Origin of the sequence: Aeoliella sp., assembly GCF_965227375.1 — a bacterium.
Classification (GTDB): Bacteria; Planctomycetota; Planctomycetia; order Pirellulales; family Lacipirellulaceae; genus Aeoliella.
Genome location: NZ_CBDDFX010000001.1, coordinates 653,586 through 676,247, shown reverse-complemented (window position 1 = coordinate 676,247; position 22,662 = coordinate 653,586). Strand labels below are relative to the sequence as shown.

15 protein-coding genes are annotated in these 22,662 nt (G+C 58.1%); 12 read left to right on the top strand and 3 right to left on the bottom strand.

Annotated elements, in window-relative coordinates:
• Nucleotides 1-140 precede the first annotated feature (140 nt).
• Entirely contained in the window at nt 141-2,051 is a 1,911-nt protein-coding gene (locus ACQK2L_RS02725) for a GDSL-type esterase/lipase family protein (protein ID WP_425395398.1), read from the bottom strand.
• Nucleotides 2,052-2,388: 337 nt separating this feature from the next.
• On the opposite strand from ACQK2L_RS02725, the gene ACQK2L_RS02720 reads away from it, so the two are divergent.
• The 7 genes from ACQK2L_RS02720 (at nt 2,389) to ACQK2L_RS02690 (ending at nt 12,997) form a co-directional block, all read left to right on the top strand.
• On the top strand, nt 2,389-3,078 hold the full coding sequence (locus ACQK2L_RS02720; protein ID WP_425395397.1) for a PEP-CTERM sorting domain-containing protein: 690 nt from the start codon (nt 2,389-2,391) through the stop codon (nt 3,076-3,078).
• A 173-nt stretch (nt 3,079-3,251) separates the two neighbouring features.
• Entirely contained in the window at nt 3,252-3,941 is a 690-nt protein-coding gene (locus ACQK2L_RS02715; RefSeq protein WP_425395396.1) for a GntR family transcriptional regulator, read from the top strand.
• Between the two features lie 127 nt (nt 3,942-4,068).
• The gene (locus ACQK2L_RS02710; protein WP_425395395.1) at nt 4,069-9,147 is read left to right on the top strand and encodes a DUF1559 domain-containing protein; all 5,079 of its coding nucleotides are present in this window, start codon (nt 4,069-4,071) and stop codon (nt 9,145-9,147) included.
• A 22-nt stretch (nt 9,148-9,169) separates the two neighbouring features.
• Nucleotides 9,170-9,598 carry a hypothetical protein gene (locus ACQK2L_RS02705; RefSeq protein WP_425395394.1) on the top strand — a complete coding sequence of 143 codons (429 nt, stop codon included), beginning with the start codon at nt 9,170-9,172 and terminating at the stop codon, nt 9,596-9,598.
• A 72-nt stretch (nt 9,599-9,670) separates the two neighbouring features.
• Nucleotides 9,671-10,927: an SGNH/GDSL hydrolase family protein gene (locus ACQK2L_RS02700; RefSeq protein ID WP_425395393.1), complete on the top strand. Its 1,257-nt coding sequence runs from the start codon at nt 9,671-9,673 to the stop codon at nt 10,925-10,927.
• Entirely contained in the window at nt 10,873-11,991 is a 1,119-nt protein-coding gene (locus tag ACQK2L_RS02695) for a dihydrodipicolinate synthase family protein (protein ID WP_425395392.1), read from the top strand. The genes ACQK2L_RS02700 and ACQK2L_RS02695 overlap by 55 nt, the downstream gene beginning before the upstream one ends.
• Nucleotides 11,992-12,448: 457 nt before the next feature.
• Nucleotides 12,449-12,997, top strand: coding sequence for a hypothetical protein (locus tag ACQK2L_RS02690; protein WP_425395391.1), 549 nt, complete (start codon nt 12,449-12,451; stop codon nt 12,995-12,997).
• A 183-nt stretch (nt 12,998-13,180) separates the two neighbouring features.
• Here ACQK2L_RS02690 and ACQK2L_RS02685 read toward each other — a convergent pair whose 3' ends face one another.
• Complete coding sequence (locus ACQK2L_RS02685; protein ID WP_425395390.1) at nt 13,181-13,405, bottom strand: hypothetical protein; 225 nt, start codon at nt 13,403-13,405, stop codon at nt 13,181-13,183.
• Nucleotides 13,406-13,942: 537 nt separating this feature from the next.
• Here ACQK2L_RS02685 and ACQK2L_RS02680 point away from each other — a divergent pair.
• From ACQK2L_RS02680 to ACQK2L_RS02660, 5 genes are all read left to right on the top strand, one after another.
• Nucleotides 13,943-16,267 carry a transglutaminase domain-containing protein gene (locus tag ACQK2L_RS02680; RefSeq protein ID WP_425395389.1) on the top strand — a complete coding sequence of 775 codons (2,325 nt, stop codon included), beginning with the start codon at nt 13,943-13,945 and terminating at the stop codon, nt 16,265-16,267.
• A gap of 65 nt (nt 16,268-16,332) precedes the next feature.
• Nucleotides 16,333-18,132, top strand: coding sequence for a sodium:solute symporter family protein (locus tag ACQK2L_RS02675; RefSeq protein ID WP_425395388.1), 1,800 nt, complete (start codon nt 16,333-16,335; stop codon nt 18,130-18,132).
• Nucleotides 18,129-18,899, top strand: a complete 771-nt coding sequence (locus ACQK2L_RS02670) for a copper homeostasis protein CutC (RefSeq protein ID WP_425395387.1) — start codon at nt 18,129-18,131, stop codon at nt 18,897-18,899. Before ACQK2L_RS02675 ends, ACQK2L_RS02670 begins: the two co-directional genes overlap by 4 nt.
• 110 nt (nt 18,900-19,009) lie before the next feature.
• Nucleotides 19,010-20,239, top strand: coding sequence for a XylR family transcriptional regulator (locus ACQK2L_RS02665; RefSeq protein ID WP_425395386.1), 1,230 nt, complete (start codon nt 19,010-19,012; stop codon nt 20,237-20,239).
• Nucleotides 20,240-20,263: 24 nt separating this feature from the next.
• Nucleotides 20,264-20,908 carry an SGNH/GDSL hydrolase family protein gene (locus ACQK2L_RS02660; RefSeq protein WP_425395385.1) on the top strand — a complete coding sequence of 215 codons (645 nt, stop codon included), beginning with the start codon at nt 20,264-20,266 and terminating at the stop codon, nt 20,906-20,908.
• On the opposite strand, the gene ACQK2L_RS02655 is transcribed toward ACQK2L_RS02660, so the two are convergent.
• Nucleotides 20,897-22,651 (bottom strand): sodium:solute symporter family transporter, encoded by a 1,755-nt coding sequence (locus ACQK2L_RS02655; protein WP_425395384.1) that lies wholly within the window; start codon nt 22,649-22,651, stop codon nt 20,897-20,899. The genes ACQK2L_RS02660 and ACQK2L_RS02655 overlap by 12 nt on opposite strands.
• Nucleotides 22,652-22,662: the final 11 nt, after the last annotated feature.

Here is a 22,662-nt window from a genome sequence, read left to right as displayed (position 1 = left end):
TGACAGTGATTGGCAGATAGAAATCGCTTTGGGCCGCGCCAAGTGCAGACAATGTGCAGACAGGCTCACCCTCCACGCCATCTCCGTACTGTATCTGATCTCCATGCTGTATCTGCTACTTCAAATCGCCCGCTTTCCGACTATTCGCTCGCTTCTTTTGACAACTCGTCTATTTCTCTGAGCTTGAATCGAACACTGACAATGTATGGCGCCGTGTCCGCTTGCCAGTGGCCGTACGTGGTCGCCACGAAGGTGCCGTCGGGCAGCAGCTCTAGTCCGGGGTAAGCGGTGTCGCCGCCCTTCTTGTTGTCCATCAGACGCAAGCGATACTGCCCCTCGGTTCCTTTCACCAAGTCGTCGTATTCTCCGACCCAAGCGACCCAATCCCCTTCAGTGCGACTTATTTCACTTTGCTGATTTGAATCCTCCGCTTTGCTCAACGCATTGACAGGCGTACGGTCGCGAAACGTGACGACAAGCCGTCCATCGGGCGCGTAGCGGCAGACGTGTCGATCGCCGGTCAATGCTCGTGGTAGCTGGCGAGGTTCGGTCCACGTTTTCCCTTCGTCATTGGAGAAGATGATATGCGAGTTCTTGTTTCGGCGATTCTCTCGCAGCAGCACGGCCAGTTGTTTGCCGTTCGGTGAACGGATGCAGCCCGGCTCACAAAGGTGGACGCTGCTGCTGCTGAAGACCTCCTCCGGGAAGGACCATGTCAAGCCGCCGTCTGCACTGAACGTCTTGAACAGTCGCATCTGGGGTGAGCGTTTGCCTGCTGGTGAGCCCCAGAACGAACCGTCCCCTCCTTTGAAGAACCGCCCATCATCATGGAACATGGCAAGGTAGTGCCCCTTGCTCTTTAGTGGCTTCACGAATCCCATGACGACAATCCCGCCCCAATCGCCCGCCGAAGTCAGTTCCGACCATGTTGCGCCGTCATCTTCACTTACCGCCAGCCTGACTGGATACAGGCCTGACCATAGGATCAATCGCTTCTTTCCCGTCTCGTCGACAACTCGATGAATGGTCGGCACCTCTCTGGAAGTTGCCCAGGTCTTTGGCGTGGGTAACCGCTCCGACCAGGTGAGTCCTCCGTCGTCGCTGCGTTTCATGACGATCTGCCCCCGCCCATGCCCTTTTGGGTAGACAGCGAACATTGTCTTGCCGTCATCGAGCAACACCGTTGTTACGTGGCCCAGGTATTGCCCTTTCTCCCGGTCGACTACTACCTGCCGCTTGGTGTCGTCACTCAAATCGATCAGCGGGAGGCTCCAATGACGGTCAAGCGGAGCCGCCACTGCGTTGTTGGTGACCGGGCCGGCATGGACAGCGTCCTCGGTAGGTGTGGTTGTACCTGTAAGCTGATTCGTCAGCAGTTCAGCAACCATCGCATGTGCTGCATCGTTCGGATGCATGCCATCTAGCAGCAAGTCGTCGACCTGCTGGCCGGGCTGCTTGGCATAGGACTCATAGCCTTTCCACACATCGACTAGCTCCACATTCTCGCTAAGCGCTACCTCTCGAGCTGCCTCCGCGTATTGAGCCAGTCGTGTGTGTCTCCACTGTTCGAACCTGTTACCGAGCGGATTGGGTGTCATCAAAATAACCCGGCTTCCATCTTCCTTAAGCTGCGTAACGATCTGCATCAAGTTGCGACGGTAGTCCTCCGCAGGAATCCGTGAGGCTGCATTCGGCTCACCCGCATCGACCCACGAGTCGTTGATACCAAACTGGACGATCACAACGTTGGGCTGTTGTTTGCGGACGGCGCGATCCAAGCGGTCTAGCGCGTGCTGCCGCCGATGGCGGGCGTTGTCGCTCAATCTACCGGTGTGGCTGCCACCAACTCCAGCGTTCACGATGGTCGCTTTCATGCCGGCTGCGGCAAGTAGCGAAGGAAGTCGCTCCGCATACACCTGTTCCACCGTATTCCGGCGTGCAGTCGTGGAGTCTCCGAACGCGACGATTCTCAAGGGCTCCGCATGGGAGGCGAATCCAATGCCGGAAGCAATAAGGCAGACAACGAACAACAGAATTCGTGGCGATTTCATGGGAAGTCACTTTCGGTGCAGCGGTGCGCGGGGGCTTGGTGGCATCGAGATGCGAGGGTGCTGTCAGCGGTCTCCAGTGCAACGGCTAGGAGAATATTCCGCAATTTCACGAAGAAAGGATTGACAGGGATGTGATGATTTATCATGTTTATAACATGAGCAACCATTGGAAGCAACTGATTTATTCGGTTGCGTTGGCTGGTTTTTTCCGTGTCCCTCTTCGGCGGACGAGGCAGCGCCGGGAGTCGAGGGTATCGGGATTGGCCCGTTGCCGCGTGGCCGGCCCTTGGCCGCCGTTACTTTGAGTCGTTACCTGATTTTCACCGAGGAGAATGAGATGCTAATGAAAAGCGCGCTGTCGGCCTTCACGTTGGTGCTTGCTGTCTCCATTGGAGCAACTGCAAACGCCGCCCTCGTGACGTATGACGCGACCGACATCCTGGGTAATGTGGATGGGTGGGGCTTGCTGTTTGACAATGCCGCAACCGGTGATTCGTTTTCTGACAATGCAGGCGTGTTGGAGTATTCGACGCCAGACAATCCTGGCGGACGCATGCAGAAACTGGCGCCCATCTTTGGCGGAGAGGGTAGCTATTTGGTCACCGTCAGTGCCAACGTGGACGCCCCGCAGAACGGCCTGGACGGACTGCAAATCTGGATGGGCAACGGCTCCGCGGGCGGAATTTTCGCCATCAGTGCGACGGGGCTGTCGAACAACGGTGACGCGATCCAGACATCGGTCGACAACACGACTGGCTTCAATACCTACAGCTTCTTCTTCGACGAGAGCGATAGCCTGTTTGATATTGCCTACAACGGTTCGATCATCGCCACCGACGTGACACCAGGCGGCAACACTGGTGATCGGTTGTACGTAGGCGACGGGCAAAGCACGGCGCACTCTGGGAATGTTGCAATATCGCAGATTGGCGTCGACTTGATGGCAACCGCGGTACCCGAGCCTGCTTCGCTCGCATTGGCAGGACTGGCCGTGATCGGTTTCGTCTGGAGTAGGCGTTGTCGTTAGCAGGTTCCATTTTTCACGGGCGCCCGACTGCGAGGGCATCGATGCCTTGGTAGTCGGGAGCCTCGTTCGCACGATTCGCAGTACAATACGGAGTGACACGTGTTGGGATCAGCACGTTCGGCTAGCTGCGAGCCGATTAACCAGTTTCTACCTCTAGCTGAAGTGGATAACCCATGAGCCAAACACGGATGGAGTTTGCCTATGCGAAGCTGCGTGACAAGGTCTGCGGCGGGGAGTTCCCCCCTGGCCATCGCCTCGTCAATCGTACGCTCGGGAAGGAACTCGGCGTCAGTACGGTTACGGTTCGTGAGGCGATCCACAGGCTGGCGAGCGAAGGATTGGTGGAGCACATCCCCAATGCCGGCGCTTATGTCCGCGAAATCGATCGCAAGGACATGATCGATCTGCTGCGGTTGCGAAGCAAGCTCGATTGCTTCGTGGTGGAGGAAGTAGTCGGCAAGCCACCTCATGAGCTGAGATCGCTCGAAAACATCTGCCGTCAGTGGCGTGAATTGATCCTCGAAATGCGGGAACTCCCCGACCGCAGGCTCACCGGCGAGCAGCTTAAGCGCTGGCTGGAACTCGATTCGCGATTTCATGCTGTCTTGGTGGAAGTGGCGGACAACGCCTGGCTCAGCAAAATGGTTGACGATCTCGACCTCAACGCGCGGGCCATGCGCACGAAGGCACCGTATCTGGCATTCTCAGAAGCAGCTCAGACTTATCGGCACCATGCGTCGATTACCAGGGCGATTATGAACGAAGACCTCGAGGCAGCGCTGTTCTGGATGCGCAAGCATGGGGACGCGTCACTCGACTACTTGCTCAAGCACCTTGACGATATCAAACCGTCTGGTCGTTGAGCTGCGAAAGCGGCAGGGGGCTGGAATCTGTAGCGCTGTCATGCCTTGCAGTGGCCTGATAACGCATTGTTACCTGGATGTGCATCAAAACACCCCTATTACTTATCCCATGATTGGATTAGTCGAAATGTCAGTCATTAAGAGAATCGCGGCAGCGGTGCTGTTCACCGGGATGGCCGTGACCGTCGAGGGTCAGACGGTAGTGCTCGACTTCAATGATACACTGCACGAGACCGATGGCTTCGACACGGTGAACAACACGCATGGCGAGCCAAGCCAGTATTCTTACAGTTCCGATGGGCTGACACTCACGGTAGCCGACGCGACTGGCCTCGGTCTCGGCAACTGGGGCAACGCAAGCGCCAACTTCGCCGACGATCCGGTCATCGCCTCAGGCTCGTCAGGAACCTTCCTTGAACTCACTGCGGACAACGGAAACGTGTTTGCTGTCAATAGCATCGATGTCATCGATTTTCTGCCGGCTCACGCCACGGGTAATATTGGTAGCACGGTCACGTTTTACGGTCTAAAACCTGACAATAGCTTCGTGAGTTCGACCTTCAGCTTTCAGACCTCCGCGTACGACAAGGAGCTACACAGTTTCCCGGCTGAGTTTGCCGGGCTCAGTAGTTTTCTCTGGAATCAGAGTTCGCTTGGCGAGCCTCCGGCACCCATCATCGGTGCTCTCGCCAATCGCGTGCACATGGTGGACAACTTGTCGATCACGTTGCAGGGCCCTCCCCCGACGGAACCAATCCTCGAGATTGATCGAGCTACGGGGGCAATCTCTATCGAGAACATCAGCGCCGACTCTCTTCAAATACTCGGCTATTCCATCCTTTCTTCGAACGGTGCTCTCGACCAATCCGGTTGGACTACCATTTCCGGCAACTTTGACGCTACTCCAGCCAACGGTGGTACGGGGGATGGTACGGTCGACATGGATGACCGTTGGCATGTTCTATCCGACAGCGACGTCATGACGGATCTAAGCGAAGCCGAGTTAGTCCTCGGTGATGGCGGCACAGTCGCCAGTGGACAATCCATAGAATTGGGAACACCCTGGGTCGCCAACCCCTTTGGAACGGCGGATCTGACCGTTCAGCTGCTATTGGGGGATGGAACGCTCATGGATATCGACGTCGAGTTTACCGGCCCTGAGATCATCAGTGGCGATATTGCTGGCGCTACAATAAATGATGGGCCTGATGGTAGCTTGGACATCATCGATTGGCTTGATTTTCGCGCAAACCAGAATGCAGATCTCTCGGGATTGTCCATTGCTCAAGCCTACCAGCGGGGCGACTTGGACGGCGATCTCGATAGCGACTTGATTGACTTCGTCCTGTTTGCCGCAGCGTACAACTCTGTCAACGGGGCCGGTGCGTTTCAAGCCATGGTAAGCCGTGTTCCCGAGCCGAACTCCCTCGCCATCGCTTTGGTGACTGGCATGCTCGCGGTTGCATTCCGATATCACGGTCTGGGAAGAACAAGTATCAAGGTGTTCCTCGCTTTGATGACGACCTGCCTGCTCGGTGTGCTCCAAGCAGGAGATGCACGCGCGGCACTGGACGGATTCCTTCCTTCCAGCAGTTTCAATCATCTCTATACGCCGGCCGACATTGTTGGCGGCGTCGACGGGTGGAACGGCACTGGGTTGCTTGGCGGTGCCGTAGGCAACGGAACCGATTTCTTCGTGAATGGTGACGACCAGCTTGAATACAACACGTCGGCCGCCGGGGGGGGAGTATGGGTCAAGCAGGACTCGAGCCCAAGCGTGTGGATCGACGAGATTGGAGCGGATACTTCCTACACCTGGGAAGCAAGAATCAAGATGGAAGCTCCAGCCACCCCAGGCGACCATAGCACCTATATGTGGATGGAAAACGCTGCCAGCCAGGGAATGATCCTCTCGATTAGCAACAACGGCTCGAACATTGACGGGGATACCAGCGACAACACCGACGACTTCCACAACTACCGAGTTGCGTTCGACGCCGCGGACGATGTGTTTCACGTCTGGCGGGACGGCACCCAACTGACCGACGCTGCTGGCCTGCCAGCAGGCAATCCCAGTGGCGGTCAGCGATTGATCTTCGGCGACGGAAGCAGCTCAATTCTTTCGGGGACGGTGCTCACTGAATACCTCCGTATCGACACAACTGGCGCTTACACCGCCTTCGCCGAACCGGAGTTGAAGCTACTGGTCAATAAATCAACGGGTTTGGTCTCCATCGTCAACGACGGCACGCCAGCGACCGGCAACGTTACCTTTAACGCCTACTCGATCACGAGTGCCGCTGGCGCCCTCGAGTATAGCAACTGGACCAGCCTGCAAAGCATCGACCTGGACGGCAATGGAGTACCCGATGATGGAATCGGTTGGGAGCAATTCGAAACATCAAGCGACAGCTACCTTTCGGAAGCGTTCCTGACCGGCATGAGTTCACTCGGTGACCAGGATGCGCCGATCAGTCTTGGGCAGTCGTTCGATACGTCCATCTTTGGGGTTGGTGTAGATGGCGACTTGGCGTTCAGCTACACCGATGCGGACGGAGTTCTTCACCAAGGAGAAGTCCACTACGTGACCAGCGCCGGGCTGCTTGGCGATTTTAACGGAGATGAGATAGTCAACATCGCCGACTACACGGTATGGCGAAACAACCTGGGTGGAGACGAATCCGTCCTGCTAGGCAACGGAAACAACAATGGCACCGTGGACGAGGGCGATTATTCGCTTTGGAAGTCCAACTTCGGCACCGCGGGCAGTGGAAGTGGCAGTGTTTCTGCTGCCACGGTGCCGGAGCCGAGTAGCGGGATAGCCGCAGTCATCGCTCTGGCTTTGGGCGGCACCATGCTTGTCAGCCGCCGTAGGAACCTATGCTGGCAACGCATCGCGATAACGGCTTTCGCGATGTTCTTGCTATCAACGGCCCACGCTGCCACAACTCTCGACCGGGAGTATCGCTTGGGCGACGACGGCGAGGGGGCCAGCGACGGTAGCACGGTAGGCGCCGGCAACGGATTCGGCACCACCTTCGACAGTGCAGGCACGCCCGGCGCTGGCGACTTGCAGGATCTGATTCCGAGTGGGTTTCTGTTGCACACAAAAGTGGGTGGGAGCGGAGGGCGGCCTGGCGCAGCAACGGAAGATCTGGGGATTGTGTTCGACGGAACAGACGACCTGCTTTACACCCCATTCAGCATGAATGCTCCTACGCAAATGTGGGACAATGCCACGTTCTTTCCGTCTGGTTTTCCTCACAATTACGAAGGCATTTACTCGCACGGCATCCAGTTTTGGGCAAAACCAAACCAGACGGTGCTTACTGCAGGCCAGCGTCAGGATCTCGTCATTGATACACCAGAGAACGGAGTCTACATCACGAATTCCGGCAATTGGGGATTGCAGTTCGACGGCGGCGGAGACTCGGGTGTCGATGTCGCAGGGACGGTCGACAGCAATGGCTGGGCTCACGTCATGCAACTAGGTGGAATCGTTGATTTGAAAAACGGCTCATCTCCCTCGCAAGGAGCACTGTACGTCAACGGTGTCGCTGTCATTGCAACCCAGTCCAATCAGACTTTCGATGCCAGCAGCAGCCCCCTGAGCATCGGCGCCTCTGTGGCCCTCAATGCGGAGGGCGCTCTATCAAGCTCCTCGAATCACTTTACAGGAGTACTGGATGACGTGGGCCTCTTCTTCTGGGGCAACAATACCGGCCAGACCAACGGCGGCGCAGGACCCTTTGGCCAAGACTGGGGTGCCTTTAGCCTGCCCGAAGATAATGAATGGATCAGTATGGAGTTGGATCGACTGGCGTCGCTCGCCGGCGTCGCTTCCATTCCTAACGGTGATGTTAATCTCGATGGAATCGTGTCCGGCGACGGAACCGGCCCCGCAACCACCGACGACGTTACTGCGTTCATTGATGGCTGGTTGTTTACGACCGCTCCAAACGGCGTGCAGATCGGCGACTGGGTCAGTCGACAGAATGGCGATCTCAACTACGACGGCATCACCAACCTGGCCGATGCGTTTATCTTGCATCAAGGTTTGCTCGCGGCCGGTTCGGCTGGTTTCGATTTTAGCCTACTCGAGGGCATTGGTGTTCCCGAACCGCCCACCACTGTGATCGCGATGGTGGGGCTCATTGTAGTGGTCTTGGCAAGCCGCTACCGGTTCATTAATCCCAAGCCAACGACAGGCATCAATGTGCGACAGCAAATCCGAACTTGTGATGCATCGAACGGGACTCTTGGCAATTACTCGCGATATGCTGGGAGCCGCGCGGTTGCAGCTGCTTTTACACTGGTCGAGCTACTGGTAGTGATCGCCATCATTGGAATTCTGGTCGCACTGCTCTTGCCGGCGGTGCAGGCCGCTCGCGAGGCCGCGCGGCGAACCCAGTGTCAGAATCACTTCAAACAGGTGGGGCTGGCCCTGCACAACTATGAGGGAACCCACCGAGAATTGCCGTATGGTCAAGCTGCGAATTCCTGCGTGTCGGGAGTTGGCGGAGGTTCGATCACAGAAGCACGGTGGGCGTGGGGTGCGCAAATCCTGCCCTACATGGAAGATTCCAGCCTGCACGACTTGATTGACTTCAAGAAGAACCCTCACCAACAGCTCGACGCGATTCGAACCTTCGTCGATGTCTATCTGTGCCCCAGCGATCCGCAGGGACGTGAGTTGGTCAGTTTCACCAATTTCATCGAAGGGCTCCAGGATGCTGCGAAGACGAACATGGATGCCATTGTCGACTCGACCGACCACAAGTGCGGCGGAATCAGTGTGAAGCACAGCAGCGAGAAGCCGGACGGCGCATTCGCCAACTTCTCGTCCTTCAAGTTTCGTCAGTTCACCGATGGATTGAGCAATACACTATTCGTTTGCGAAGTGACAGGCGCCGGAGAGGGGACAAATTCCTCCCACTGTTGGCCCATTCTCAACTCGAACGACACCGCTGGTGGAATCAATGGACCCAACACCATTCCCGGCGATGGCACCTGGACCTATCACAATAACGGTCCCTCGAGCTTCCACCCTGGTGGTTGCCACTTCCTGATGGGAGATGGTTCAGTGCAGTTCTTGCAGGAGTCGATCGAACCGGGCGCACTGGGAGCCATGACTAGTCGCAATCGCGGCGACAATGCGGAGACTTTTACCCCTAACATACCGGTCATTGGGCCTCCGACACGTTAGAGAAAGAACCAGGATGCACAAGATGACCAAAATCCGTGATAGCCTACCCTGGATGCTCGGGTGCGTGGTCCTGCTGACGACCGGTTGCAACCAAGGCGACAGGGACACAACTTCCGTGTCGGGATCGGTTCAGTACGCAAACAAGCCGATCACCGTAGGCGAAATCCGATTCGTCCCGACTCTAGGAACAAAGTCTTCCACCGTCGGCGGTCAGATCCACGATGGCCAATTCGAAATCGCTGCCGGGCAGGGCCTCGCAGTTGGAGAGTACCGGGTGGAGGTATTAGGGTACCGTCCCAGGAATGGCTCGACCGGGCCGGTCGACCTGATGGACCCTGAGGCGGACTACGTGCAGTACGTGCCGGTGAAACATAATAAGAATAGCCAAGAGATCGTTGCCGTGCAGTCAACGGATTCCCCCCTGGCATTGGACTTTGCACTTCCCAAGTGACCCCTTGTCGCGTGGAGTAGGTTTTTTGGGATTTGGTTTCGGTAAGCACTCTTTAGTCGATGAGATACTTCTATGCGTTTCGGATCGGTCATTCTAATTCTTGCTCACATCGCGGCAAGCACAGCGGCTGTTGGAGCCGAAACGATTGTCGCCTTCGGAGACTCAACCACCGCGCCGCGCAGCGTCGGTGCAGCAAGCAATGGCCGTCCCGCGGGGTTGTCGAGCTATGGAATGAATCAATCTGACATCACCAACCCACCCCATAACACGGTCCTGTCAGTTAATGAGACCGATAGCCATCTCTACGTCTATGCGGACATGCTCAGGGATCGTTTGGCCGATTCCACTTATGGTCTGGAGGCAATCGACAACGAAGGGATCGGAGGCAACCGCACCGACCAGGCGTTGTCGCGTCTGAACGGGGACGTATTGGCCAAGACGCCACAGACAGTCGTCGTTCAGTTTGGTATCAACGATTCCGCCCACGACGCAGGCGCCGGAACGGCATCCCGAGTGCCATTGGATTTCAACGAGCAGTCTGGCGGAGACGGAATTCTGGATAACGGCAACGATCACCCGTTTGCCGGTCGCGGAAACTACACTGACAACCTGACACAGCTAGTGCAGACGATGCAGCAGAACAGTATCGATGTCGTACTGATGACCCCAAACCAAGTCGTCGATTACAGTGCGGTCACCAACGATCGGCTATCGCTCTATGCGGACGTGGTCCGCGATGTCGCGGTTTCCGAGAGCACCAAGCTTGTTGATGTCTGGCAAATATACGGTGACTTCGTGGCCGATGGAGGAACCATTAGTTCGCTTACGCTGGACGGCGTCCATCCCAATGCCGCCGGACATCAGTTGGTAAGTGACGCCCTGTTTAGTTTGATATTCAATGCTGGGCCTCCAAACGGCATCGTCGGCGACGTCAATCAAGACGGCAGTGTTTTTGGCGACGGTAGCATGGCGGCGGAGGTCGATGATGTAACAGCATTCATTGACGGCTGGTTGACGACCGGTCATGGGAACCACTTGCAAATGTATACCCATGGTGATCTCAACTTCGACGGCATTACCAACTTGGCAGACGCATTCATACTGCACCACGCGCTCGTCGCCACGGGGTCGAGCGGGCTTGACTTTCGGCTCCTCACGGCAGTTCCCGAACCCCGCGGCACCACGCTGCTGCTGATCGGTCTGTGCCTGCTGTACTGCAAGTCGCGACCCCAACGAACGCAAGAGTGCAACAATGCACCGCATTGCTCGACGAAATGCAAGACGATACGCCACCTCCAACCACCGATGGCACTGCTTTTCGATCACTGATGTTTGTTATTCGCCCGATGCCGCTCAAAAGGCGCGCAGACCACCCCTATTCATTCACGAACAAGTCCGCAATGAACCAACGATTGACAGCTACTTCCTCACCGCTTTCAACACGAGGTGAGCCGAATCCCTCCGTTGAATCTCCAACTAAAAAGTACGTCGAGCACATCAAGCGGTGTGGAATTATCGCCGCTGTCCATACGCCGATGCACTCCAGTGGCGACCTGAATCTCTCGATTGTCGAGCGCCAGGCGGAGTACTTCTTAAGTAGGGGTGTGAGTGGAGTATTCATCGCCGGCACAACCGGTGAGTGCCACTCACTGAGAGTTGAAGAACGTCTCGCCTTAACCGAACGCTGGGCGCAAGTGGCGGCTGGATCGGACCTGCAACTCTACATACATGTTGGTCACAACTGCCAACGCGACGCGCAGACACTGGCCGAACACGCCTCCAAGCTACCGGTCGACGCCATCGCGGCAATGGCTCCGTGCTACTTCAAACCACAGTCGATCCCTCAATTGTTGGAATTCCTCGCCCCCATTGCCGCTTCCGCGTTGCGATTGCCCTTTTATTACTATGACATTCCCTCATTGACCGGCGTGCATCTTTCGATGCTCGAACTGCTGCACCAGGGACCGATGCAAATCGCTAACCTTGCTGGCATAAAGTATACAAACGCCGACTTTGCACAGTTCGAAGATTGCGTGCTCTATGATGGTGAGGCGTTCAACATCATGTTTGGTTGCGACGAATGTCTTGTCGATGGTCTAGCACGAGGCGCTGCCTCAGCGGTCGGAAGCACTTACAACTTCGCTGCTCCACTCTACAACATGATCATCGACGAGTATGACGCAGGAAACGTGGAGGCTGCATCCGTACTCCAAGATCAATCGAAGCAGATGGTCGAGGTTCTCAGCGAGTACGGTTTCTCGGCCGCTGCGAAATCAGTGATGAAGATGATTGGCATTGACTGTGGTCCGGCACGTTCGCCTCTGAACAACCTGACAACACAACAGCTAGATGAACTAGAGCAGCGACTCACAGAGTTGAGCTTGCTCGGCTGACACATGTTCACGATCATCGGCTGCACACAGGTCGACACTCAGAGAAGGCAATGGGATGACTCCGTGGCGAGCACCTTTCCACTTCTGCTTGCTGCTGCTGATTTGGCCTGGCGCTGTGTACGCTGATTTGACGTGGACGCAACTCGCACCCCTACCGGATGAGTTCGGATTTGGTGGACCAAGCGTCGGCGTTGTCGATGATGCACTGGTTGTGGCAGGCGGAGCCAACTTCCCCGACGGTCCTCCCTGGGAAGGGGGCCAGAAGGTCTACCACGATCGCATATTCGCACTCGACTCGCCTACTGCCGAGTGGACTGAAACTGGCAGACTACCAGTACGCTTGGCGTATAACGCCTCGCTGACTACCGATGACGGCCTACTTATCCTTGGAGGAGAGAGCGACGGCAACGCAGTAGCCGACGTCTATAGACTCCGCAGAGCACCCGACTCAGGCAAGATGGTGATCGATGAATTACCAGCCTTGCCCAAACCCGCCGCTAACCTGAGTGCTGCTAGAATCGGCTCAACTGTCTATGTGGTTGCAGCAGGCCGCTCGGCAGGGAGTGATCGGCTGAATGAAAAGTACTTCTGGTCGCTCGACTTGGCACTACTTACCAACGGTCGCACAGCCACATGGAATCCGCTCCCAACTTGGCCAGGGCCGCCCCGTCACCAGGCAATCGTCGCCGTACAGGCTTTTGGTAATGGCCAAGAGAACCTCTTCCTATTCAGCGGCTCTAACCCACACTTCTTTTCAGACGGTTCTCCCGACCTCGAGAACTTTGAATATTATTCGGACGCTTATCGATACGATCCTACAAGAGAAGTTTGGACATCCGTTGCCGATCTGCCAGTAGTCGAGGATGATCGCGATCTACCCAATAGACAGCAGTTTGCTGGACAGAGACGGCCGGTAGCCGCAGGCGCTGGCATTGGTCTTTCCAGCATTTTCCCGACACAAAGTACGGGGAGTGGTTCGGCTATCTCCATCGAGATGGAAGGCTAAGCGTCCCACTCAAAGGGAACCTATGGAAAGGTCCATTTCACCTTCCGCGTATGTTGCTGAACTGCTGGAAGCTCCTTGAGCGTGGTAGCCTGCCTACTGGCCCGGTGGACTGAAACGCAAACCTGAAGCGCGGCCGCGGACCAAGTACCGCACTGCTCCACGGCAAACTGGGGCCTGAGGACCCTAACGATCCATGTCGTAGTCCATCTCCGCCCGCCGCTCACGCGAGAGCTTCTCGGCCAATGCTTGGCCTTTGGCGTTCAGTTGCCGGAAATGCTCGCCCAGGGCACCGCGGAGTTCCGCGGGCGTGCCCGCCCCGTTATCGGCCAGATGCTCTCCCAGGATAGCTTTCCGCAGATCGCTATAAGCCAGCCACCCCGCTTCGTTATCGATGTTATGGAACTTCATCGCTTTGGTTTTCCGAAAGTATGAATTCAGACAAAATGCTAAGAACTGGACACTTAATCGCCGGTTGCGATGGCATCCTTGGCAACCTCCACGCAGAGTGAGTAAAGCGCTTGCTGTGTGTGCGGTGGGAGATGCGGCCAGATCTCCACTATTCGCTCTAGTATCGCGTCACGCCCCGCCAGCAAATGACATCTGGCGACCCCACCGTGCAGACATAATGCAGACACGGTTTGAGGTGAATTTATAACCTCTTGCAGCGTAACGCTTTGTGAAGTCTGAGGCGATGGTTCGATTCCCGCCGCCTCCACTTGGTGCCGAGTTCGCAACTCGGCTTGAACGATCAGGGCCCGCCAGCCGTACTGGCGGGTGGGTGGTCTTTGACAATCTCATCGCAGTCACGAAGCCGCCACGCAGTTGAGTGCGCGGCCAGACGAAGATTGAATCTGGGGTGCGGGTGAGTTTAGAATACTGCACTCAAGCGATAGCTTGGCGTACCGTCTCAGATGTGATTCGCATTGCAGTCCGGAGTCAGCCCCCATGCACCATGCCGCCGCTCGCTGTGTTTGCTTCTTTCTCTTTCTGCTGACTACCAAAGCGCTGGTTGCTAGTCCGCTCGAAGAGCAGCTCGCCCTGGCGGGTGACAATGCGGGGCAACTGCAGCAGGCGCTCGACAAGGTGGCCGACGACCAACGCGCGGGCATGGAGTTCTTGATCGCCAACATGCCAGAACGGGATCTGCAGTCGTTGTCGTCGGAGTATCTATTGGAGAACGTGACCCTTGCCTATCGAGCGTGGCGCGAAGCGCCCTGGCATGAGGAGGTCAGTGAGCCGTTGTTCTTGAACAACGTGCTGCCTTACGCGAGCATCAACGAACGCCGGGATCGGTGGCGAGCGAAGTTCTTCGAGAAGTTACAACCGCTAGTGAAGGACGCCAAGAAGCCTGGCGAAGCGGCGGCCATACTTAACAACGAGATATTCAAGCTTTTTGAAGTTCGCTACTCGACCAAGCGGGCCAAGGCGGATCAGAGCCCGTTTGAATCGATGGAAAGCGGTTTGGCCTCCTGCACGGGACTGAGCGTGCTGCTGATCGACGCTTGCCGAGCGGTGGGAGTGCCGGCGCGATTTGTGGGGACTCCGTTGTGGAGCGACCAAAGCGGTAACCACTCGTGGGTCGAGGTATGGGACGAAGGTTGGCATTTCACCGGCGCGGCCGAGCCCGCCGGGATGGACCTCGACAAAGGCTGGTTCATCGCCCGCGCAGCCCGCGCGGAGCGCGACAACCCCAGACACGCCATCTATGCAACAAGCTTCAAACGCACACCACTGCAGTTTCCATGTGTATGGCGGCGGGGCGTCGACTACGTTAAAGCGGTGAACGTAACTGAACGGTACGTCGCGGACAAGACCGAACTGCCGGCAGGGCATGGATACGCTCGTTTCCGCGTGCTGGGTGAGAAGGGTGAGCGCGTGAGCTGCGATCTGAAACTCGTCGACGCAGAGGGCGACGTTTGCTTTGAAGGCATGACTCGCGACGAACGCTTCGATGGTAACGACCACCTCACGGCGGTGCTCGCCAAGGGCCAGCAGTTCGCAGCGACCGCCGTACACGATGGACAGAAAGTGACCCAACAAGTGACGCTCGAAGCGGACGAGCAGTTGATTACCATCGACCTATCTCAGGCGCCGGTAGACCCGGAAGCAGGCGCAGCAGACGATCCGATCGCTGGGCTCAAGTCGTACCTAGCAAAGCCGGGTAAGGAGCGCGGCGACATCGCTGAGCAAGCGTTTAGCAACGTCGCCTTGACTCGTCAGCAGGCCGACGAGGCAAGCGAATTGCTGTGGTCCGACCATGTCGAGCGAATCAAGCAGGAACGCGCCGCGGAGATGGAGGCCCGCGTACTGGAGGAGGGCGACTTGAAGATGCCGTTCTTCTACACCACCTACGGCGACAAGCCGGAAGGGGGCAGGAGCTTGTATATCTCGATGCATGGTGGTGGCGGAGCGCCGGCGCGTGTGAACGACCAGCAATGGAAGAACCAACAGAAACTGTATGAGCCGCCCGAGGGTGTTTACGTTGCTCCTCGCGCGCCCACCAACACATGGAACCTCTGGCACCAGAAACACATCGACCGCATGTTCGGTCGCCTGATTGAGAACCTGATTGTGTTTGAAGACGTGGATCCCAATCGCGTGTACCTCATGGGCTACTCGGCCGGTGGCGATGGCGCCTACCGCCTGGCACCAAGAATGGCCGACCGTTGGGCGGCCGTGTCGATGATGGCCGGCCATCCGGGCGGCACATCGCCGTTGGGGCTGCGCAACATCGGCTTTGCCATCTACATGGGGGGACGCGACGCCGCCTACAAACGGAACGAGACGGCGGCCGAATGGAAAGCGAAGCTCGGCACGCTGCAGCAAAAGGATCCCGAGGGCTACCTACACCAAGTGACCATCTATCCCAAGAAGGGACATTGGATGGACGGCGAGGATGCATCTTCCATCGACTGGATGCGAAAGCAACAGCGCGACACGCTACCAACGAAAGTCGTATGGAAACAGGACGGCGTTACTCACATGCGTTTTTACTGGCTGTCCACTGAGAGTCCCGTGGCGGGAACGCTGGTGATTGCCGAGCGAGATGCGTCGACGATCGACCTGCAAAGCGAAGATGTCGAATCGCTGTCGATTCGCTTGAACGACGATATGGTCAACTTGGACCAACCACTACGTGTAACCAGCGGCGAGCGCGTGCTGCACGAAGGCGTCGTCAATCGCACCATCGCGACGCTACATAAGACGCTAGTTGAGCGGGGCGATCCGGCGGCGATGTTCAGCGGCGAGGTTCACGTGTCGCTTCAATGACTGCGCTGGTCGGCCGCTGTTGGAATGTTACTGGCTACTTGCATCACCGTTGACCGCTGAGGCCTATGCAACTTGCACCTGTTGATTGGGCAATAATTATTGCCGTGATGGCGGTCGCCGTTGGTGTGGGTGCGGCAGTGGCTCACCGCGCAGGCAAGGACGCCAGCCAGTTCTTCCTGTCGGGCCGAAGCCTGTCGGGCGTGTGGCTGGGTATCTCGATCGTCGCCACCACGTTTGCGGCCGACACGCCAGGCCTCGTTACCGAGTTTGTCCGGGAGGACGGCGTTGCAGGCAACTGGCGCTGGTGGGCCTTTCTGTTAACGGGAATGCTCACAGTATTCCTGTACGCACGACTCTGGCGCCGATCCGGCGTGACGACCGACTTGGAGTTCTACGAGCTCCGCTATAGCGGCGCGCCAGCAGCGGCACTGCGTGCGTTTCGCGCTATCTACCTGGGCGTAGTGTTCAACGTGATTGTCATGGCCATCGTGTCGTTGGCTGCCATCAAGATCGGTCAGATCATGCTGGGATTCTCACCATTGGCTGTGCTACTGTGGGGTGGCGCCGCGACTCTTCTATTCAGCACCACGGGCGGGTTTCGTGCGGTTGTACTGACCGACTGCCTGCTGTTCGTCGTGGCGATGGGCGGCGCGATCGCCGCCGCCTACTTCGCCCTGGCGCATCCCGACGTAGGGGGCCTGGCCAACCTGCTCACTCATGATCGCGTCGCCAGTAAGATAAACCTCGTGCCCGCGTGGGACTGGTCGGACGCCAGCGCCCGGGAAACGCTGCTGATGGTGTTCATCATTCCGCTTGCAGTGCAGTGGTGGAGCGTGTGGTATCCTGGGGCAGAGCCAGGAGGCGGTGGCTATCTGGCGCAGCGGATGCTCGCAGCCAAAAACGAGAATCATGCCATGGGAGCGGTTATGCTGTTCAACGCGGCGCACTACGCGCTGCGACCCTGGCCTTGGATTCTTGTCGCCTTGGCGTCGCTGGTGGTTTACCCGACCGTCGCCGACTTGGGCATGGCGTTTCCTGACGTTGCTGAGGACAAGCTCGGCAACGACTTGGCGTACCCCGCGATGCTAACCTTCGCCCCGGCCGGGTGGCAAGGCTTGATCGTGGCGTCATTGCTGGCCGCCTACATGTCGACCATCTCGACCCACCTCAACTGGGGCTCTTCGTATGTGGTGAACGACTTCTACCTGCGATTCATTGAACCAGACGCCAGCGACCGAACACTGGTTCGTATTGGCCGCGCGTCGACCGCTGTCATGTTGGTGCTGGCGAGCGTACTGGCCCTGTGGCTCAACACGGCCGTGCAAGGATTCAATATTCTTCTGCAGGTGGGCGCTGGAACCGGACTGATCTTCATCCTGCGATGGTATTGGTGGCGCATCAACGCGATTGCAGAAATCGTCGCTATGGTTGTGTCGTTTGCCGTGGCGGTCTACTTCCAAGTTTGGCCCGATTCGATGTCGGACTCGCTACAACTCTGTGCCGGCGTTGCGATCACCACCCTCGCTTGGATGCTGACCACCTGCCTAGCGCCGGAGTCGCCCGAAACGCTAGAGAACTTCTGCCGACTGATTCGTCCAGCCGGTCCGGGTTGGGCCAAGGTTTACCGCGACGCCGAGGCAGCCGGCCGGCCGATCAGCGGCCCCGCTCCAGGTGAAAGCTTGTCACTCGGCATCCTACGCATGGTGCTGGGCTCCATTAGTGTCTACGCGGCACTGTTCGCGGTTGGCTACGGCCTGTTCGGCAACACTCTCTACTGCGTGATCTTGACGAGCGTCTGCTTTGTGGCCGCCGTGCTGCTCGTGGCCACGTATCGCCGGCTGCCAGTGGGGAGCACACCGACGTGAACCACCAACCACCGGGAAACATACTGCTTGAAGTGTGCGTTGGATCGCTAGCCGACGCGCAAGCGGCAGCCGCTGCTGGCGCCGACCGTCTGGAACTTTGCAGCGCGCTCGAGCTAGGTGGACTGACCCCTTCCTACGCGCTCATAGAACAAACGGTTGGCGAAATTGGCCTGCCCGTGGTTGCGATGATACGTCCCCGCAGTGGCGGATTCAGCTATTCGGACGACGAGACATGCTGCATGTTGCGCGATGCGGAACTTGCCATCACGGCCGGGGCAATTGGCGTTGTGTTCGGCTTCCTGAATGCCAGCGGCGAGATCGACGCACTGCGGACGAAAGCGATCGTCCAACTGGCGGCCGAGCACGATACGGTGTTTCACCGAGCCTTCGACTTTGTACCCGACCGGGCCGCTGCGCTCGACGAACTCATCGAACTCGGAGTGAAGCGAGTGCTCACCACCGGTGGCGCAGCGAACGCCATCGACGGCGCAGACGCACTTGGGCAGTTGATCACTCAAGCGAGTAGTCGTATAGAGATCCTACCCGGCGGCGGAGTGACGGCTGCCAACGTAGCGAATCTCGTCGCCACGTCCGGATGCAAGCAGATACATACCGGAGCAGCGAAGAGTGCCTTCGACGAATCCATCGCCGCCGTCGACGTGGCGCGCCTCTGCGATCTTGCACGACTGTCCGCCGGCGCACAGCGAGTGGTCGATCATCGGTCGGTAGCCGAACTCGCGCAGCAGTTGCAGCGCATTGCGACATAGCCGCGCCTAGCAGGCAGAATTTGACAACTGGTTCTGCTATACTGCGAATGTTGGTTCGTGCTATCTTGGCGCCACCTGGCAGGGTACCTCTTCCAAGAATTCGTCTGGTCATGCCGGCTACCTCGAAGAAATCCAAAGACCACGAAAACGCGACGCCACATGTCGCTTTGATCGTGGAAACCTCGACTTCGTTCGGTCGTGGCGTGATGAGTGGCATCGCTCAGTACATTCGCGAGAATGCGCCGTGGTCGGTCTATTTTACGGAACGCTCGGCGCTCGATCCGGTGCCCGCCTGGATACGCAAGTGGAAGGGGGACGGAGTGATCTCGCGGGCGCTGTCGCCCGATGTGGTGCGGAGCGTGATTGAGGCCGACATTCCGCTGGTGGACCTCAACGAGCAGTTTCGTGGTTTGGGTGTTCCGATGATCTCTAACGATCATGGGGCGATCGGCCAGATGGCCGCCGAGCACCTGATGGAGCGGGGCTTCACGCGGTTTGCTTACATTGGTCATCGCGGCGTGTTCTGGTCGGACGTGCGGTTTCAGGAGTTTCAGAACGTACTGACCAGTGAAGGGCATCGGTGCGAGCAGTTTGGCGGAAGAGCCAAAAGCCTGAGGGCGGTGCGGCAGGGCACCTGGGAGTTGGAACTGACGCAGGTGGCCAAGTGGATTGAGTCGCTCGAGAAGCCCGTTGGGGTGTTCGTTGGCAACGACTTCCGCGCGGTGCAGTTCCTGGCCGCCTGTCGGATGGCCGACGTGGCTGTGCCGGAAGAAGTGGCGGTGCTGGGCGTGGGAGACGACACGGTGGCATGCGAACTGGCCAATCCGCCGCTTTCCAGCGTGCTACTCAACGCCCATCGCATGGGCTACGAAGCGGCTTCGCTGCTGGAGTGCTTGATGAAGGGCGACAAGCCGCGGCAGATGGAGGTGCTGATCCCGCCGTTGAGCATCGTCACTCGGCAATCCACTGACGTCACGGCGATCGCCGACCCGATCGTGGCGAAGGCCATGCGGTACATACGAGAGAACGCGTGCAACGGAATCAACATCGACGATGTGCTGCGGCACGTGCTGGTGTCGCGAACCGCTCTGCAGGATCACTTTCGCAGCGTATTCGATCGATCGATCCACGAGATGATCATCGCGCAGCGGATCTCTCGGGCGAGAGAGCTGCTGTTGCAGTCGGACCTGAGTTTGGCCGACGTGGCCGAACGGTCGGGTTTTCGTCATGCGGAGTATTTGAGCACGGTGTTCAAACAGCGAACCGGGTGGACGCCGGCCAAGTACCGGCAGCAGCATGGCTACAGTCAGCCGTCTAATTTCCAGATCAAACAAGAATAACCACGTGTGGGAGGTCGCCGATCAATGGCGCTCGAGATTCGTCCAGGAAGTAAAGTGCTGTTTGTTGGTGACTCGATCACCGACTGCGGTCGGATGTTTGAGAACCGACCGTTGGGAGACGGTTACGTGTCGCTGGTTCGCGATTTGATCAGCGCCAAGTACCCCGGTCATCAGTTGCAACTCGTCAATCGCGGAGTGAGCGGCGACACGGTGATCGACTTGATGAACCGTTGGAGCGACGACGTCATCGCTCACCAGCCCGACTGGATTTCGGTGAAGGTTGGAATTAACGACGCGATAAGGTGGGAGCGACGCGACCCGGAGCGCGCGGTGAGTCCCGAGGAGTACCAACAGCGCTACAACCGCCTGCTCGCGCGGGCGACGGAGGAGACGGAGGCCAAGCTGGTGTTGGTGACACCGTTCTTCATGTCGCGCGACGACTCATCCGACTCGTGGCGGTCGAGCGTGCTGGGATTGCTGCCGTCGTACATCGAAATCGTTCGGAATCTGGCCCACCAGTATGGCGCCACGCTGATTGACATGCATCAAGCGTTTCAACAACAACTCGAGCACGTCGATCCCTACGAACTGGGCCCCGAACCGGTGCACCCGAACCGGCGCGGGCATATGGTGATCGCGCAGGCGTGGTTGGCGGCGTTAGGTTGGTAGCTGCTGGTCGGTCTGTTTAGGCGGCTTTCGGGCGTACCACCCCACGCCGGCGGCTACCGCGAGCAGCAACGCGGCGAACACCACCACGGTGGTGCGATCTTCGCTAGTCCAACTGGCGATGATGCCCATCACCACGCCCAGCATGGTGAGCGTGGCGGCGATGATCAATAGTGGCAGCTTCGACTTGGCTTTCGTAATCGGCCGCTGCTGGTGCGAGTCGAGTGCTTGCTGCATCCGCTGATAACCGGCATCGACGCCGCGCCGTCGACCGACGAGTTCCATCACCAATAAGACACCTACCGGAAGGGCGAGCCCCAGCAGGGCATCGGTCATGCGAACGTTGTCCGCCATCCATTCCAGTGCGGTAGCCACCGGAGTGCCCGACAGCACCGAAGGCAGCGAGTCCTGCATCAGAGTCAGTTTGATCGTACCGGAGACCACAGCACACGTCCCGAGCGTCGCCCATACCGCTTTTGCACTGATGTACTTGGAATACAAACCCCAGATCACCGGCAGGTACATGGGGCCCATCATCACCGTGACCAGAGGAATGACCACCGCTTTGGCTCCGCCCAAGTGTGGCACCAACAGAGCCAGGCCCACGATCAACGCACCGTACAACAGCGTGGCCAATCGCCCCACCCAGACGAGTTGCGACTCGCTGGCTTGAGGGTTCACCCACGGCCGATAGACGTCGCAAGTAAACACCGCTGCAAACACATTGAGGATGGAACTCACCATGCTGGCCGTGGCCGAGAACATGGCGGCCATCATGATGCCGAGCATGCCCGCGGGAAGCACCGCCTGGCACATGTACACGTAAGCTTGCTCCTTGTCGGCTTCGGGGTCGACCAAGCGATAGGCCATCGCTGGCAGCATCCACAGGAACGGGCTGATCACATACAGCCCGCCCATTAAGTAAGCCGTTTTGCGAGCGTCCTGCGGCGTCGGCACACACGTGTAGCGTTGGACGAACGCCCAATCGGCTGCGTAACGAAAGAAGCCAAGCAGGAACCACAACAGTAAGTACTCGTAAGGGAACTCGGAAGAGACCGGGGAGAAGAAGTTCTCCGGAGCTTGCTCCCACAGCACATCGAAGCCGCCGATCTTGGACAGCGCGAGCGGCACCGTGATCAACACCAGCAAACAAAGGACGATGCATTGAATCACGTCGGTCATCATCACCGCCCACAGGCCGCCGGCCATGGTGTAAGCGATGACCACGGCGCCCCAGATCAGCGTGCTCCAAACCTCCGACAGGTTGCCGGTCGCCGGATCGCGAAACGGTGCTCCTTCTGGCAAGGGAACCAACGCCGAGAGCATCTTGGCCAGCGCGTAGAAACCGACCGCCAAGCCGATGCCGCGGAACAAGAAGCCAAGCCAAGTGTACGCTTGGACGACCCGCTCGTTGAAGCGGATGCGGTGGTACTCGGTCGGGGTGGCGATGCCCATGGTCCGCCACCTTCCGGCCACGTTGAACCCCACCGCCACGGCGCTCAGGCCGGTGACCATCAGCAGCGAGGTCGCCACCAACCCGGAATTGAACGCGATGCCACCCCACATGACGAACGTGCCAGCAGAGAAGATGGTCATAAACCCCGACAGGCCGGCGATCCACCACGGCGACTCGCTTCCCGCCGAGTACATGTCGGCCGACGACTTCACTTGCCGGCTGAAGATGGCGCCGATCACCAGCAGCCAAACCATGAAGCCAATCAGGATGCAGTAGTCGAGGAGGATCATAGACTTAGTTG

Excerpts from the sequence above, each read along its gene's own strand:
- ACQK2L_RS02705 (WP_425395394.1), top strand. The coding sequence starts at position 9,170 with ATGACCAAAATCCGTGATAGCCTACCCTGGATGCTCGGGTGCGTGGTC.
- ACQK2L_RS02680 (WP_425395389.1), top strand. The coding sequence starts at position 13,943 with ATGCACCATGCCGCCGCTCGCTGTGTTTGCTTCTTTCTCTTTCTGCTG.
- ACQK2L_RS02690 (WP_425395391.1), top strand. The coding sequence starts at position 12,449 with ATGGTGATCGATGAATTACCAGCCTTGCCCAAACCCGCCGCTAACCTG.
- ACQK2L_RS02710 (WP_425395395.1), top strand. The coding sequence starts at position 4,069 with ATGTCAGTCATTAAGAGAATCGCGGCAGCGGTGCTGTTCACCGGGATG.
- ACQK2L_RS02725 (WP_425395398.1), bottom strand. The coding sequence starts at position 2,051 with ATGAAATCGCCACGAATTCTGTTGTTCGTTGTCTGCCTTATTGCTTCC.
- ACQK2L_RS02675 (WP_425395388.1), top strand. The coding sequence starts at position 16,333 with ATGCAACTTGCACCTGTTGATTGGGCAATAATTATTGCCGTGATGGCG.
- ACQK2L_RS02715 (WP_425395396.1), top strand. The coding sequence starts at position 3,252 with ATGAGCCAAACACGGATGGAGTTTGCCTATGCGAAGCTGCGTGACAAG.
- ACQK2L_RS02660 (WP_425395385.1), top strand. The coding sequence starts at position 20,264 with ATGGCGCTCGAGATTCGTCCAGGAAGTAAAGTGCTGTTTGTTGGTGAC.
- ACQK2L_RS02695 (WP_425395392.1), top strand. The coding sequence starts at position 10,873 with ATGCAAGACGATACGCCACCTCCAACCACCGATGGCACTGCTTTTCGA.
- ACQK2L_RS02665 (WP_425395386.1), top strand. The coding sequence starts at position 19,010 with ATGCCGGCTACCTCGAAGAAATCCAAAGACCACGAAAACGCGACGCCA.
- ACQK2L_RS02720 (WP_425395397.1), top strand. The coding sequence starts at position 2,389 with ATGCTAATGAAAAGCGCGCTGTCGGCCTTCACGTTGGTGCTTGCTGTC.
- ACQK2L_RS02700 (WP_425395393.1), top strand. The coding sequence starts at position 9,671 with ATGCGTTTCGGATCGGTCATTCTAATTCTTGCTCACATCGCGGCAAGC.
- ACQK2L_RS02655 (WP_425395384.1), bottom strand. The coding sequence starts at position 22,651 with ATGATCCTCCTCGACTACTGCATCCTGATTGGCTTCATGGTTTGGCTG.
- ACQK2L_RS02685 (WP_425395390.1), bottom strand. The coding sequence starts at position 13,405 with ATGAAGTTCCATAACATCGATAACGAAGCGGGGTGGCTGGCTTATAGC.